General features: G+C 48.5%; 17 protein-coding genes. 1 reads left to right on the forward strand and 16 read right to left on the reverse strand.

Annotated elements, in window-relative coordinates; translation table 11 throughout:
- Positions 1-40: 40 nt before the first annotated feature.
- The 11 genes from ACFQNG_RS13435 to ACFQNG_RS13485 all read right to left on the reverse strand — a co-directional run bounded on the left by ACFQNG_RS13435 (position 41) and on the right by ACFQNG_RS13485 (position 10277).
- Positions 41-1222, reverse strand: a complete 1182-nt coding sequence (locus ACFQNG_RS13435; protein ID WP_379865739.1) for an acyl-CoA dehydrogenase family protein — start codon at positions 1220-1222, stop codon at positions 41-43.
- Positions 1223-1279: 57 nt separating this feature from the next.
- Positions 1280-1597, reverse strand: a complete 318-nt coding sequence (locus ACFQNG_RS13440; protein ID WP_379865873.1) for an acyl-CoA dehydrogenase family protein — start codon at positions 1595-1597, stop codon at positions 1280-1282.
- A gap of 218 nt (positions 1598-1815) precedes the next feature.
- Positions 1816-3195 (reverse strand): LLM class flavin-dependent oxidoreductase, encoded by a 1380-nt coding sequence (locus tag ACFQNG_RS13445; protein WP_379865740.1) that lies wholly within the window; start codon positions 3193-3195, stop codon positions 1816-1818.
- Between the two features lie 369 nt (positions 3196-3564).
- Positions 3565-4563 (reverse strand): biotin--[acetyl-CoA-carboxylase] ligase, encoded by a 999-nt coding sequence (locus tag ACFQNG_RS13450; protein ID WP_379865742.1) that lies wholly within the window; start codon positions 4561-4563, stop codon positions 3565-3567.
- Positions 4541-5767: a CCA tRNA nucleotidyltransferase gene (locus tag ACFQNG_RS13455; RefSeq protein WP_379865745.1), complete on the reverse strand. Its 1227-nt coding sequence runs from the start codon at positions 5765-5767 to the stop codon at positions 4541-4543. Before ACFQNG_RS13455 ends, ACFQNG_RS13450 begins: the two co-directional genes overlap by 23 nt.
- 14 nt (positions 5768-5781) lie before the next feature.
- Entirely contained in the window at positions 5782-6915 is a 1134-nt protein-coding gene (gene bshA / locus ACFQNG_RS13460; RefSeq protein ID WP_379865747.1) for an N-acetyl-alpha-D-glucosaminyl L-malate synthase BshA, read from the reverse strand.
- A gap of 25 nt (positions 6916-6940) precedes the next feature.
- Complete coding sequence (gene bshB1 / locus ACFQNG_RS13465; RefSeq protein ID WP_379865748.1) at positions 6941-7642, reverse strand: bacillithiol biosynthesis deacetylase BshB1; 702 nt, start codon at positions 7640-7642, stop codon at positions 6941-6943.
- 21 nt (positions 7643-7663) lie between these two features.
- Positions 7664-8068, reverse strand: a complete 405-nt coding sequence (gene mgsA / locus ACFQNG_RS13470) for a methylglyoxal synthase (protein WP_379865749.1) — start codon at positions 8066-8068, stop codon at positions 7664-7666.
- 27 nt (positions 8069-8095) lie between these two features.
- Complete coding sequence (locus tag ACFQNG_RS13475; protein ID WP_379865750.1) at positions 8096-9088, reverse strand: 1-aminocyclopropane-1-carboxylate deaminase/D-cysteine desulfhydrase; 993 nt, start codon at positions 9086-9088, stop codon at positions 8096-8098.
- A 16-nt stretch (positions 9089-9104) separates the two neighbouring features.
- Positions 9105-9908: a 4-hydroxy-tetrahydrodipicolinate reductase gene (gene dapB, locus ACFQNG_RS13480; protein WP_379865751.1), complete on the reverse strand. Its 804-nt coding sequence runs from the start codon at positions 9906-9908 to the stop codon at positions 9105-9107.
- A 30-nt stretch (positions 9909-9938) separates the two neighbouring features.
- Positions 9939-10277 carry a nucleotide pyrophosphohydrolase gene (locus tag ACFQNG_RS13485; RefSeq protein WP_379865752.1) on the reverse strand — a complete coding sequence of 113 codons (339 nt, stop codon included), beginning with the start codon at positions 10275-10277 and terminating at the stop codon, positions 9939-9941.
- 531 nt (positions 10278-10808) lie between these two features.
- On the opposite strand from ACFQNG_RS13485, the gene ACFQNG_RS13490 reads away from it, so the two are divergent.
- Entirely contained in the window at positions 10809-11666 is an 858-nt protein-coding gene (locus ACFQNG_RS13490) for a YitT family protein (protein ID WP_379865753.1), read from the forward strand.
- Positions 11667-11691: 25 nt separating this feature from the next.
- On the opposite strand, the gene ACFQNG_RS13495 is transcribed toward ACFQNG_RS13490, so the two are convergent.
- From ACFQNG_RS13495 to ACFQNG_RS13515, 5 genes are all read right to left on the reverse strand, one after another.
- On the reverse strand, positions 11692-12486 hold the full coding sequence (locus ACFQNG_RS13495) for a sporulation protein YpjB (RefSeq protein WP_379865754.1): 795 nt from the start codon (positions 12484-12486) through the stop codon (positions 11692-11694).
- Between the two features lie 130 nt (positions 12487-12616).
- The gene (locus ACFQNG_RS13500; RefSeq protein WP_379865755.1) at positions 12617-13270 is read right to left on the reverse strand and encodes a DUF1405 domain-containing protein; all 654 of its coding nucleotides are present in this window, start codon (positions 13268-13270) and stop codon (positions 12617-12619) included.
- A 68-nt stretch (positions 13271-13338) separates the two neighbouring features.
- Complete coding sequence (locus tag ACFQNG_RS13505) at positions 13339-14130, reverse strand: menaquinol-cytochrome c reductase cytochrome b/c subunit (RefSeq protein ID WP_379865756.1); 792 nt, start codon at positions 14128-14130, stop codon at positions 13339-13341.
- A gap of 25 nt (positions 14131-14155) precedes the next feature.
- Positions 14156-14827: a menaquinol-cytochrome c reductase cytochrome b subunit gene (gene qcrB / locus ACFQNG_RS13510; protein WP_379865757.1), complete on the reverse strand. Its 672-nt coding sequence runs from the start codon at positions 14825-14827 to the stop codon at positions 14156-14158.
- A 26-nt stretch (positions 14828-14853) separates the two neighbouring features.
- Entirely contained in the window at positions 14854-15351 is a 498-nt protein-coding gene (locus tag ACFQNG_RS13515; RefSeq protein ID WP_379865758.1) for a ubiquinol-cytochrome c reductase iron-sulfur subunit, read from the reverse strand.
- Positions 15352-15359: the final 8 nt, after the last annotated feature.

A 15359-nucleotide genomic window follows, 5' to 3' on the forward strand; every position in this document is an offset into this window, starting at 1 on the left:
TTCCTTTCATAATCAAGCGATAAATGTTTTACTGTGTCTCTTATGAATAAAAACCCGGTTTAGGGAATTCATTATTTAGTACCCAGTTTCCAATATTACGCAGTTTATATTCAACTGGATTATGAAGCGTATGAGTACGGATATTACGCCAGAAACGATCAAATCCATATTTAGATGCGGTAGACCGCGCACCCATCACTTCGAAAATTCTGTTACTGATGTCTAGACCTACTTTCCCGCCCAGAACATTTGCCGCAGCGACTAGAACAGCGCACTCTCCCCGCTCCTCTTCCGATAGGTTGTATTCCTTTTCCCAAACTTGATCAACTTTATCTGCAGCTTTCTCAACGAGGCTAACAGCTGATTCAATTTCGACCCAAAACTCACCATACTGGCGTAGAGTTGATGGATCCTGAGACGCTTTTTCCACACCCGAGGCAAGCCATGGACGTGAAAACTTTGTTGTATACTCTTTCGCCTCGGCAATGGCCCCCTCTGCACTTCCGACAAAGATATTTGCTAAAATACTCTGTGATAATATTGGATTAATCGTGGAAAAAACCGAATGCGCCAAATTAGAATTTCCTAGTATCTCATGTTGTTCAACAATAACCTTTTGAAAGCTAACCGTACCACTGCCCGTTTGACGCTGTCCAATACTGTCCCAATCATCATGAACGATTACACCATTCCGGGAAGGAGGAATAACCCCATTAAAATATTCGTCCGAATTCTCATCCACCCAAGAAATCAAGAGAAGATCAGCATCGGGAGATCCAGAGCTAAAAGATTTTTTTCCATTCACAATTACCCGATCGCCATCCCGTTTCCCTATGCAGGTTCGCTGGAGTGGATTGGTCGAGTTTCCCCAAAACCAGTTGTTTTTTGCAGTTTCCGTAAAAAAATATTCTCTCTGCTCTAGTGAACCTTTCAAATACACTCTCGCAAGGCACAAGAAATGATAACCAAATAAATGTCCTAATGAAGCATCTACCTTTGCAAATTCCCGGACGATGCGAAGTACCGTGGACCACGGTTGTCCATCTCCCCCATATTGCTCGGGAATGAGGAGCTTTAATAACCCACTTTCTCTTAGTTTGTCCCGTTGGATCTTTGGTGTTCCCCCTGCTTTGTCACGTTCTACAGCATCCTTGGCAAACTCTTGAGCAAGTAAAGACGCTTTTTGTAAAAAAATATTTGAATCTTCTACTGTCACTTTCATTTTCTCTTCTCCTTCGCTTGCTATTGAGAATTAGAGATATATTATTTTCAGTACCCTCTAGAAATCTTCGGGTAAAATACCATTAAGAATCCAATTACCCACACGATGAAGTTTCCAACGAGCAGGATCATATAGCGTATGGATACGTCCATTTCTCCAATGTCTATCCAGATTATATCTTTCATCCATAGAAGAGGTGCCTGCTAACTCAAACAGTGCAGAGGTTACCTCAATGACAGCCTCAGTTGCAACATATTTGGCAGAATCCACGGAGACGGGCGCCTGACCCGCTGTAGTTTCATCTAGATTTTCTCGGGCTATATCAATTGCAACTGCCGCCTCTTTTAAGAACGCTTCAGCTGCGTTGAGACTAATGCCTAACTATCCCAATCTTTTGATAAGATAGGGATCATCTGCAGCTTGGGACAAACCGCTAGGGGGTAGACTTTTCTCGTTCAAACTTTGCGCCATCCTGTAACGCAACTTGTGCGATTCCTATATCAATTGCAGCATGCATGATTTGTCCAAATGCCTTAAAATATTAAGGTGATTCATATATCTTACAAATTTATATCATTTTAAAAATGTTTATATTAGGGTTGAATCAGTCGTTTTCGATAAATTGATCCGTGATGATCATCTAACAAGCGAGCCTTTCCTTTACCGAATAATTTTTCACGATAGGTTCCTTCATCATATTCTTTTTTCAGAACGCCTCGCTTCTGCAGTTCTGGTACCACCAGTTCCACAAAATCTTTGAATGTTCCTGGTGTAGTAGCATAAGCAATGTTAAAGCCATCTATCCCTGTCACTTCAATCCAGTATTCTAGCGCATCTGCAATTTGTTGAGGGGTTCCTACCTCTACTGGTCCCGCACCTCCAATTCCGACAAATTTCGCCAATTCACGTACAGTCCACTGTTTATTAGGATTGGCTTTTGTGAACTTTTCAACGGCTGATTGAACAGCATTCGTTTCAACATATTCGATAACTTGATCTGGATCATATTGTGAAAAATCAATTCCCGTCCAACCTCCAAGTAAAGCAAGCGCTCCTTCATAGCTGATATGTCTCGAAAGGTTTTGATATTTTTCCCATGCTTCTTCTTCTGTTGCTCCTACAATTGGAGTGAAGAGGTTAAAAATTAAAATACTTTTAGGATCACGTCCCTGTTTTTTTACCAGATCACGTATTTTTTTTACATATTGAGCAGCCGTTTCAACACTTGGGAAGCTTGTAAATATACATTCAGCATGTTTTGCTGCAAATTCGCGTCCTTTTGCTGATGCTCCAGCTTGATAAAGGACCGGCGTTCTTTGAGGCGAAGGCTCACAAAGATGGATTCCAGGTACTCTAAAGTACTTTCCATTATGATTAATCTCGTGCACTTTGTTTGGATCCGTAAAGATCTTTCCCTCTCTATCTTTTACAACAGCATCGTCTTCCCAGCTTCCTTCCCAGAGCTTATAACAAACCTCCATATACTCCTCGGCGATTTCATATCTTTCACTGTGCCTGAGTTGTTCATCAAGACCCAGGTTCTTTGCAGCACTTTCTAAATAAGAAGTAACGATATTCCATGCAATACGACCTTGGGTTAGATGGTCTAACGTTGACATTCTTCTAGCAAACGTATAAGGATGCTCATAGGTGGTAGAGCATGTTACTCCAAATCCTAGATGTTTCGTTGCCTTAGCCATTGCTGAAATAAGTAAGATCGGATCATTCACTGGTACTTGCGCTGCCTGACGAATGCAAGCACTTTTATCGTTTTGATAAACATCATAAATGCCGAGCACATCTGCTAGAAAGAGACCGTCAAATCTTCCATGCTCCAGTAATTGGGCAAGTTCAACCCAATAATCGAGATCCTTGTAACGATCTGATTGATCTTCTGGATGTGTCCACAGACCGGGCGACTGATGACAAACACAATTCATCTCAAACGCATTTATATAAATTCTCTTACCCAAGTTTTTACCATCCTTTCCTCTCTTTTCATCTAGTCGATATCGTCGTCCTCTTTTATTTTCATGTCATAAACCTCCCAAATGCTGATAAACAGTTATTCTAAAAAAGCGTCTTACTCCTCTTTAGATAAAAAGAAAGAGGCATACTGAAAGATCAGTTTGCCTCTCGTTTTCGAGTTAGCCCCAAAATATTCATGTAACTATAATTTAATTCACATTATTCCTAGTTGTCAAGTGAGAAATAATAATCTTATCTCTAACGTTAAAGCCCTTGCATAACCGCTCCACTGTGTTCGTCCATGAAGCCATTATCCCCAACAGAAAAGCGTCAGCGGAAAGGCATGACACTCCCTTTCTGCTGACGCTTTTTCCCTAGTTTTCCCCAGATGAGTCACCCTGCCATTCAATCTCTGCCGAATAGACGGGCACCACGCCTTGTTCCGTTCGCAACAACAGCGCACCATGTTCATTTAATTGTTCCGCGATCCCCGTGTAACTTCCTTGGGATGTGCGAGCCGTGATCTGTTCGCCCAATATCCCCGCCATTTGTTGCCACTCTTCCCGAATGGGGGCAAACCCGCGCTCAAGATACCCTTGGTAACTTTGCTCCAATTCAGCCAAAATCTCCGCCAGTAAGGAGGCACGATGAATGGGGCGGCCCAGCTCATGCCTTAAAGAGGTACCCACCTCTTTCAGCCAATCCGGCCAATCGGCGACTTGAGCATTGACGTTGATGCCCATACCCACAATGACATAGTGGATTTGATCTTGTTCCCCACGCAATTCGGTTAGGATTCCGCATACTTTCTTGCCGTTGATCAATAAATCATTGGGCCATTTGATCTTGACCGGCAACTCTGTCAGCTTGGCCAAGGCTCGCCGCACGGCAACGGAAGCGAGCAGGGTAAGGTGTGGCGCATGACTTAAAGGGATGGGCGGCCGCAAAATGACGCTCATCCAAATCCCCGTCTGGGGTGGAGAGTGCCATACGCGTCCCATTCTGCCCCGACCTTGATGTTGCTCTTCGGCAATCACGATCGCCCCTTCCGGGGCACCTTCTCGGGCCCATTGGTGCGCGACAATCTGTGTGGAGTCCGTTTGCACCAGATAACGAATTTCACGCCCAAACGCAACCGTCTGCAAATGGGGATAGATCTCTTCCGGGGCCACCCGGTCGGGACGATACACCAGCCTGTAACCATGGCGCGGGCGCGCTTCAATCTCGTACCCTTCCTGCCTCAACTCTTCGATATGCTTCCAAATCGCCGCACGGCTCACCCCCACTTTGCGGCTGATCTCTTCGCCTGACAAAAAAGTGGCGTCGCTTGCGATTAACACTCGAATCAGCTCATTGCGAATACTTTGCCCCAATCTGACATCCTTCCTTTAGCAATGCTTCTCTTTCATTTGGAATATGCTGTAACGCCGCTTGCTCAGCGAGGTAAGCCAACGTCTTGCCCACCCAAGGCCCCGCTTTTTTACCGACATGCCGGATCAATTCAGTGCCTGTAATCGGCAAGTCCTGCGTTTGTTTGACCGGCATCGCCTGCCACCACTCTTCCAGTTTCGCCTCATCAGGGTCATCCACCTGCCTTCGACCAAGCAACTCCGCCAACTGGGCCGCACGCTTTAGCGCAAGGATTCCGAAACGATACAATAAACGTTTCCACTCTTCTTCCCCCTGCCGCTCCCACTTCGAACCCAGTTTCAAACAATCGATGATCGCCTCTTTGTCCCGATTTGCCAGTTTTAGTTGGGTTAATCGTGACTCTAAAACCGCCTCCCCTGTTCCGCATAAAGACAACAGATAACTCCAGCGCACAATCCGGTCCTGCACCCAGTCAAACCGTTCCAAGCGATCCGCCGCAGGCTTGCTCTCGTCGATCCATTGATAAAAAGGGGGTAATGCCGCAATTAACCCGGTTTCGAATAAAATCCCCATCCCTGGAGAAGGGGTTGGCATCCGCCACATTTTTTCCAATTCCGATACCACCCGTTCGACGGAAAGGAAGCGGCTTTCCTGTTTTAACTGCTCTATCGCCCGTTTTGCTTTGTCATCGAGGGAAAAGCCAAATTGAGCGACAAATCTCGCCGCCCGCAACATCCTTAACGCATCTTCCCGAAATCGCTCCAGGGGTTCACCCACGGTCCGAATGACTTGGGCTTCCAGATCCTGGACGCCGGAGAAGTAATCGATCAATTTTCCGTGCCGATCTCGCGCCATGGCATTGACCGTAAAATCACGCCGAGCCAAATCGAGCTTCAAAGAAGAGACAAAAGCAACTTGGCTTGGGCGCCTTCGATCTTCATATCCCTCTTCCACCCGAAACGTCGTCACTTCTACTGGTATCCCTTGTTGCACGACGGTAACGGTGCCATGTTGCAAGCCCGTTGGCACCGTTCGCGGAAAAATCTCTTGCACCTTGTAAGGATGCGCCTCTGTGGCCACATCGTAATCTTGCGGTTGGCGCCCCAATAACTCATCCCTGACGCAACCGCCCACGAGATACGCCGCAAATCCCGCTTGCTCCAACCGTTCCATCACCTGAAGTGCCGCTCGCTTACGCTCGTCCATCTCTGTTCCTCCGTCTAACGGGACAGTAACCGCTGATATAACGCTTCATACTGCCCTGCGATCTTTAAGCCGCAGAACTCCTGTTTGACCCGATCCAGGCCCGCTTCTGAAAAAGCTTGGTACATTGTTTCGTCCCTGAGCAGCATCAACGCGTACTGGGCCATCTCTTCAATGGCTCCCACTTGGGCTAAAAACCCCGTCTGGCCGTGGGTCACCACTTCGGGAATCCCACCGGCAGTTGAGGCAATGGTGGGGACGCCACACGCCATCGCTTCAAGTGCCACCAAGCCAAAGCTCTCTTTTTCGGATGGCAGGAGCAACAAGTCAGCCAAGGAGATCAATTGCGCAACCTCATCCTGTTTTCCCAGGAAGACGACTTTCTCTTCCAACCCCAGCTCCTGCACTTGTTGGATCACTTTGGGCATTTCCGGCCCTTCGCCAACCAGGAGCAACCGAGCGGGTATCTCACTGGCAATTCGATGGAAGACGGCAATCACATCGAGCGGACGCTTGACTGGCCGAAAATTGGATATATGTAACAACAACTTTTCGCCCGTATCACTGTATTGTTCCCGCAGATGTTCGACACCCCGCGGATAATAGACGCGCAAGTCGACAAAATTGTAAATGCGTTCGATTTCTTTGTTCACGCAGTCAGTGTTTACACAAAAAAGCTCTCGTGTCTGTCTGGCCAAATCATCCGACACCGCCGTCACCGCATCGCTATGCTTTATGCCAAAGCAGATCACATCACGCAAAGAGGGGTCTTCCCCCAACACAGTAATATCCGTGCCATGCAGGGTGGTCACCACTTTCAGATGATCGCCCACCATTTGCTTCGCCAGAACGGCCGCAATCGCGTGAGGCACCGCATAGTGGACATGCAAAAGATCCAACTGGTACTCCTTGGCCACTTGCGCCATCCGGCTGGCCAACGCCAAGTCATAAGGCGGGTATTTGAATACAGCATAGCGGTGCGCCTCCACGCCGTGATAACGGATATTTTGATGAAACCGGCCCAAGCGGAACGGCATGTCATATGTGATAAAATGAATGTCATGTCCTTTTTCGGCCAGCAACTTTCCCAGTTCGGTGGCCACTACACCTGATCCTCCATGTGAAGGATAACAGGTAATCCCAATGCGCATTAGAAACCCTCCCACTTTTCCATCCTTATGGCTGTATCAGCGACGTCATTTTCAGTGGAGCAGGGCTTTTCAACGCTTCCCCATACAGCGCGCCAATCTGGTGACCCCACAATTGGTCACGCCCACGTACCATGGCGAGGTAAGTAGGACTGTTCAGCGGTGTGCTTACTTCCCCTTCGGTCGGATTAAACTGACTCTGATAGGCTAAGATGGATTCCACCTTTTGTTCATAGACATCCGAGATGTCCACGACCACATCGGCTTGATGGACATCATTGATAAAGTAATAAAAAAACTGGCTTACGCGATGCGCTTCTTCATCCCCAGGCGTCTTCTTTTTGCGAATTCCCGCATCGAAAATCGCCTCTTTTGCCATGCGGCTGCATGCCACATGATCGGGATGGCGGTCTTCAAAATACGGAGCCAAAACGATGCGGGGTTTACATTGGCGGATCACTTGCGCCATCCGATTGATTTGTTCCCGTTCTCCAAGTCCCCGATCCGGAAAAGACAAGTCAATGATTTGCTCCACACCCAAGATTTCGGCGGCACGTCTCGCTTCGACACGCCGCCGCTCCACTGTTCCGTTTGACGACAATTCCGCTTCGGTCAGGTTGCAAATCGCCACACGGTATCCTTGTTTCACGTGTTTGGCCAAAATCCCGCCCGCTCCGATTTCCACGTCGTCAGGATGCGCGCCAAACGCCAATAAATCGACGGCATTCACTTTATCCCCTCTTTTCTTTCCTTACCTGCTTGGATTCACCAGTTCACGCCACGCCAGTTCGCCTTCTTTGATCGCCCGCACCATGATTTCAGCCGCTGCCAGATTGGTCGCCACGGGGATATTATGGACATCAGCCAACCTTAGCAAAGCCAAAATATCTGGCTCATGGGGTTGTGCCATCAGCGGATCCCGGAAAAATACGATCAAGTCCATCCTGTTTTCCGCCACCAAAGCCCCGATTTGTTGATCTCCGCCCAACGGCCCTGATAAAAACCGGTGCACCTCCAGTGAGGTCGCCTCCATGATCCGTTTGCCGGTTGTTCCGGTGGCATACAGTCGGTGAGGTTTCAGCAACTCTTCATAAGCAATGGAAAAATGAACCATTTGCTCTTTCTTCTCATCATGTGCGATCAATGCGATATTCATTGGCTTACCCCTCTTCAGTAAAAGATGTCAAACCAGTTCAAATGATGCAGCATGGGTAAATAAGGCCGGTGTTCCACCCGTATGCCAAAACAATACCCGTTTATCTTTGTTGCCAACCTTCGCCAATTGATCCAACATCCCCGCGAATGCCTTCCCGGTGTAGATCGGATCAGCCAAAATCCCTTCAGAGCGCGCCAAACGGCGGATCGCCTCATTCCCTGCCGGAGAAGGGGTTCCGTATTTGCGACCGATATATTGATCAAACAAAACGTACGATGATTCTATGTCGGCATCCATCGTCAGGTTGATCTCTTCGCAAATATGTCGAATGAAACGATTCACATCACGTTCCGCTCGCTCTTTCCCTTGCCAGACACTGATGCCGCACAGGCGCGTAGGGGTCTGGGTCTGACCTCGACCGATGACGAGGCCCGCCAACGTTCCCCCCGTCCCCACCGCCACATAAATCTCATCAAACGGGGGCAATCCCAATTGTTGGCGCTGCCGCTCAAGCTCATGCCAAGCGACAACATAACCATAGTCCCCTCTTCCTGTAGAGCCGCCCACCGGAATGATATACGGCTTCTTTCCCTGACGCTTCGCTTCAAGTGCTTTCTTTCGCATCACCTCAAGCAACCCATCTGAACCGTACGCCCCAGTGACGAACAACTGGGCTCCCAGCAATTGGTCCAACAATAAATTCCCTTGCACTTTGCCCAAGCGGTCACCAGCAAAACAGAGCCACGTCTCCATGCCCGCTTTATTGGCTGCTGCCACGGTGAGACGGGCGTGATTGGATTGGGGACTCCCTCCCGTGATCACCACGTCACAGCCCTCGCTCCGCGCTTGTCCCAATAAATACTCCAACTTGCGCAATTTGTTGCCTCCACAAGCCAGCTCTGTCACGTCATCGCGTTTGATCCAAAGGCTGGCGATCCCCAACTCCGCCGCCAGATTGGCAAGCGGCGTCAACGGGGTGTCACCGCTGAGCAAAGGGAAGCGCGGAAACACATCCTTCATAAAACGTCGGTCTCCTTTAAGCGAATTCAATCACATTTTCCAGACCATAGATCAACCGATCTTGCTCCATCACCTTTTCAATCGCCAATTTGACTCCCGGCATAAACGATTCACGGTTAAATGAATCATGGCGGATCGTCAAAAGTTGCCCGTCGCCGCCAAACAGCACTTCTTGATGGGCAATAAGCCCCGGCAAACGCACGCTGTGCACCCGAAACCCTTGGGTCAATCCCCCGCGTGCCCCATGAAGCAATTCTTTCTCGTCCGGATGCCCCTGTCTCATCTCTGTCCGTGTTTCAGCAACCATCTCCGCTGTTTTCATCGCCGTGCCCGAGGGAGCGTCCAATTTTTGGTCATGATGATATTCCACAATTTCCACATGGGGCAGATATTTGGCCGCTTGACGGGCAAACACCATCATCAGCACGGCACCGAGCGCAAAGTTTGGCGCAATGATGGCCCCCACTCCGCTCACCGCACATAATTCGGATAACTCTTGGATCTCCGGTTCCGATAAACCACTTGTCCCCACCACCGGTCGAACACCGTGGCGAATGGCCAACGCCATATGCTCTTTCACCGTATGAGGCGTGGTGAAATCAACCAACACATCCGCTTTTTGCTCGTCCAACGCTTTCTGTACCGTCGCATAAAAAGGCGCTCCCAATGGAGCCAATCCCAACGCTTCACCCACATCTTGTCCTGCGTGTGTCCGTGAAACGCCGGCAACCAGCTTCAAATGATCATGTTGCTTTATCATTTTGACTACTTCTTGGCCCATGCGCCCGCTGGCTCCGGCAACGATGATTCGAATACTCATGCTGTCATTCTCCTCTGCTCTCTATCTCCGTTACTTTTGTTCCTGATCAATCCGCGTCCAGCGATTGGCATCGCGGGTGCGGTATTTGTGCATGACTCCATCAAACGCCTTTTGCAAATCGATATCGAGCGAATTGGCAAAACAGGTGACGATAAAGATGATATCGCCCAACTCGCTCTCAAGGGTATTCTCTTTCTCACCTGGCTTCTTCGGCTTCTCTCCATAGTGATGGTTCACTTCACGGGCCAACTCCCCGACTTCTTCTGTCATCCGCGCCAGCATGGATAATGGCTGAAAATACCCCTCTTTGAACTGACTAATATACTCGTGCACTTCTTGCTGAATTTCTTTTAATGTTTTCTCCGCCATCATATCAACCTCCAACCGCCACCGGCAAAGAATGTCAGCTTTTGCTCATCCGCTCACTGGCCCCTTCGCCGCAGACGGACTGTTCAACGTGCATAGCCTTTGCCAGTTGCCTCCATCACATTCTCCTTCGCTTCATGCGCCAACAGATGAATGGCTCTTCCTTTGTTTTATCACTAGCGAAAACCAAATGTCAAAAGGCATCCAACATAAGACGATCGATTGCCGGTATCACTCTAATCATTTCATAAATCCTTCGCTCCTGCCAGCCCCTAACGTGAGATGTGGAGCGAATCGTTTCTTGTTACTTATTTATTTATAGTAACGAGGGTTCCTTAAAGAAACAAGCGGAAAGCGAAAAATATCCGAGAAAGGGTTTTTTCGGCTTGATTTCCTTAGATTCCGGGTTGATTAATCATTTGAAAAGATCATGTTAAAGCTTTCACGCTCTTCTTCATGTTTCTATCATTGATGAGGCAAAATAGGAAATGTATAATATAGCGGGATTAAATGATAAATGAAGAGGCGGTTACGATGAAGTTAACGGGGATTACGCATGGTAGAAACGTTTTTCTGATTTTTTTGGGGGCTTTCATCTTTTCTGTGGGAATCAACTTCTTTGCCATTCCCAGCCATTTGGCCGAAGGGGGTTTCACCGGCATCAGTTTGTTGCTCCACTATGCCTTTGGTTGGTCACCTGGCTTGATTATTCTTTTATTGAATATTCCACTCTTGTTCCTCGGCTACCGCGTATTCGGGCGTCGAACGTTCGTTTATACCTTGATCGGGATCGGGGCCTCCTCCCTCATGCTGGAACTGACCACTCCGATTGCCACAGCTTGGGGCTCACCTCCCAAAGATATCCTCTTATGCGCACTATATACGGGCGTGTTGGTGGGTGTGGGGCTTGGACTGATCTTTCGGATCGGTGGCACGACCGGTGGGGTGGATATTATCGCTCGGATCGTGCAAAAATATCTCGGTTGGAGCATTGGCCGGACGATGTTCTTGTTTGACTTTGCCGTCATTGCCAGCTCCGTCTTTTTGATCGGGTTGAATATGGCCATGTATACCTTGGTCGCCGTCTTTATCAGCGCCCGTGTGGTTGACTTCGTGGTGGAAGGGCTCAACGCTTCCAAAGCGGCCACCATTATCACCAATCACCCGCAAGAGCTTGCCCGGACCATTACCCAGAAAATGAACCGCGGCGTCACCATTTTAAAAGGAAAAGGCGGGTACACCGGCCACGAAAAAGAAATTCTCTATGTCGTCGTTGGCCCGAATGAACTGCCCAAGTTAAAAGATACGGTAAACCATTATGACCCTTTTGCCTTTGTCGTTGTGCACGACGCCAAAGACGTGTTGGGGGAAGGATTTACCTACGGAAAATAAACGGCTAGAATCTTCTAGCCGTTTTTCATGTTGCCACGGGTGGAGATTCACCGCGATATTTGCGCCAGGCGACATAGGCCAGAACGGCCACAATCAACAGCATCAACCAATAAGTAAGTGAAATCACTTCCGCCTCGTTCCAGCTATTGACGGTCGCCATGACATCCTGCTCAGAGCCGTAGAAGAGGGGATATAGCAATTGCTCCAATTGTCCAACCGCACTGGCTAACCGATCAAATTGCTTTTCTTTTCTGATAAAGGTGATCAGGGAATCCATTTTATGTACAGCATAGGGGCTTTTTGCCACAATTAAGGCGGGGCGAACCAGTTGAACCTTTGCGTACAATTCTTCGATCGCCTGGCGGGTCTGTTGATCTTGCTTTCGCTTCACTGCCTGCTTGACCTCCGCAACCCCCTCTTTCAGCGGTTCATAATACCGTTGCCACAAGGGTTGATTGGGATGGGACAACGCGTCAAAAGCCAAACGCATCCGTTCCGTTGCTTGGGCAAGCTTGGTGGGATCGGGTCGAACTTGGTTCAAACTCCACTCCAACTCCATCAACACTTCCGCCAAGATGTGCACAGCCTCGAGCGTTAATTTTTTGCTCAACCAGTCCGCTTTGGAAAATTGCCGCGCCAACACCGCCAAATCTTCCCGTGCCGCCATCAAATGGCCTTGTTGCACCTCTGTCTCAATTTTTTCGGCCATTTGCGACCACTCTTCCCTCTCCCGCTCAATTTCTCCAGCCTGCACGACAGGATGGATGAACGATAATAATAACATCACCACCATCACTGAACCCATCCATCTCAATTGCACGTAGTTGTCACACCTCCCGTTCACCGGTCTCTAGTACAAGTCTATTCTTTTTGGACAATGGAATATGTCTCTCCGCTCCGTCTAGGAAAAAGAAAAAACCAGGACATCCACCTGGTTTTCCAATTGCGGTTTATGAAGATTTCAACGGGGTAAAGTGCCACTTGCGCCATAAGCTTGGCAACATCGCAAAGATCGAAAACAACAGCAACGTCGTCGCACTGAGGATGACCGTAAAGATCCCCACCAAATGATCGTAAGGCTCCAATGACAGCGCCAGCCAGGGGTGAATATCCAATCCGCTGTAATCCAAGGCGTCGTTTAACAAAGTCCAGCCGCCAACGAACAGGATTTCCCGTCGGCCATACGTGTAAAAAGGAGCATAGAGGATCGCTTGCAGAGCCATCCCCAAATGAGAAAAGACCAACATCCAATGCTGCCATGTCAAGGCTTCCATCATCGGGCGGACATCCAAGTAAGCTCCCCAAAAGATCATCACAACCGCCCATATGCCATATTTAAACAGCGTGATCGAAGCGAAAGCTTCCAATAAAGGGCTACGGCGCGCCAACAGATACAACAGCAACACAAGCGTGAAAAACGTGCTAGCCGTGGGACTGTCGGGAACAAAAATATTCAGAACCTTGGGCTCGGTAAAGGCCAACTGGTTTTTGTACCAATAGAAACCATAAATCGACCCGAGGAAATTTACAATGAATAAAGTCCATAACACCCAACGACGCATGAGCAAAGTCAGCAAATACCGCACCGCATCAGACACAAACATGGATCACACCCACTTTTTCCGCTATACAAAAACCTGGTCACATAGACGTAACCAGGTTTTTACTGCGATTATTGTTGCTTTTGTTTCATGAGCCATTCTACAAGAACTTTCTTCTCTTCTTCGCTACCTTGGAACATACCCGCAGGCATGGCCGTTCCTTTGCCTTCGTCAATGTACTTGGTGATCTCTTCAGCGGTGTGACGGTTACCCACACCGATCAGCGTAGGGCCGTTTTTACCCTCCAAGTTATCACCATGACATTTAATACATGCGTTTTTCGCGTAAATTTCATATCCTTGTTCGTCTTGGGCAATTACTTTAGTATTTTGTGGTGTTTTACCGATTGCTGATTCCAATTGCAATTCGTGCTCATATTCAGCCGCCCATGTCAGTGCGCAGATCGCTACAAGCGTAACCAGCATAATGCCTACCGGCACTGGACGTTTCAGCGGGCGACGTTCTTTTGTGCCATCTAACCAAGGTGCCAGCATTAATGCCATAAAGGCGATCCCCGGTAAGATAACGGTTCCAATCACTACGAATTTACCAGCAGCCCATTTGTACTTTAACAGCTGATACAAGAATAAGAAGTACCAGTCAGGTACAGGCAAGAAACCGGTGTTCGTCGGATCCGCCAGTTCTCCCAATTCTGGTTCATGGGCCATGACCAATGTCATGAAACCAACGAGGAAGACGGCAGCTACCATCCACTCTTTCAGAAGGAAGTCAGGAAAGAAAGCTTCCGTTCTACCAGGAAACTCCGAGTAGTCCTTGGGATACATCTTTGGACGGTCTGCACGAACGCGCGAGTCTCCCACATAGTGGACTTGTGTATGGTTTCCGTCTTGATTATGTGCCAAGTGGATCCCTCCTCACGCGTAGACCTTATAGCGGTCCAGAAATGCCCTGACGACGAATGAGAATAAAGTGTGCGCCCAACAATGCGAGTAACGCTGCTGGGAGGAAGAACACATGTAACGCGAAGAAACGAGCAAGTGTTTGAGCACCTACGATGTCTCCACCTTGCAGGAAGATAGCGATATATGGCCCGAGCACTGGTACAGATGCCGCAATCTCCACTCCTACCTTGGTGGCGAAGTACGCTTTGTTATCCCAAGGCAAGAGGTATCCGGTAAATCCGAGACCCAGCATAACCGCAAAAATCAACATGCCTACAACCCAGTTAAATTCACGTGGATGCTTGTAAGAACCGGTGAAAAAGACACGCAGGGTATGTAGGAAAAGCATCACAATAGCGACACTCGCACCCCAATGGTGCATCCCGCGAACGATAGCGCCCATGGCAATCTCGTTCTGCAGGTAATTTACACTTGCGTGAGCGTTTACAATGTCTGGAACATAATACATCGCCAAGAACATACCGGACAGTATTTGAATAACGACAACAAAAAATGTCAGTCCACCAAAGCAGTAGATAAATGCTGAAAAATGGTGGGCAGGGTTCACGTGTTCCGGTACTTCGTGGTCGGCGACATCGCGCCAGATCGGCGTAATATCCAGACGCTCGTCCACCCAATCATAGATGGCGCGCAGCATCCGCTACACCTCCGTTTCAAGAGCCATTAAGCTTTCTTTAGTGGTCCGATCAGCAACTTACCGTTCGAAATCTTGGTTTCATAACGATCCAACGGTTTTGCTGGAGGAGTACCAGGAACATTTGTCCCGTCCTTCGTATATCGTCCAAAGTGGCAAGGGCAGAAAAATTCATTCTTGAATTGTGGATTGGTGTTGAAGTTCACCGTACAACCCAAGTGTTTGCACACTGGTGAAAGGGCGATGATCTCATTGCCATCTTTCAATACCCATGCCGTCATGGTTTCCCCTTTTGGTGGCTCGTACCAACCATCTTTGCGATGAATGACGAACTTCACACTGATGGGAGTTTCTGTGATCTCATCAACTTTGAGACCCACATCCAAAAAATTCCCTGCTTCTCCTTTTTTTAGCATAGGATCCACAGCGAAACGCACCATCGGGAAAAGCATCCCCGAAGCGAGGAAACCGGCTGTCCCACCTAACGTATACGTTAAGAACTGGCGGCGGGAAACTTTCTTACTCACGACTTGTC

The sequence above is a fragment of the Laceyella putida genome (genome assembly GCF_042665195.1).
Lineage (GTDB): Bacteria > Bacillota > Bacilli > Thermoactinomycetales > Thermoactinomycetaceae > Laceyella > Laceyella putida.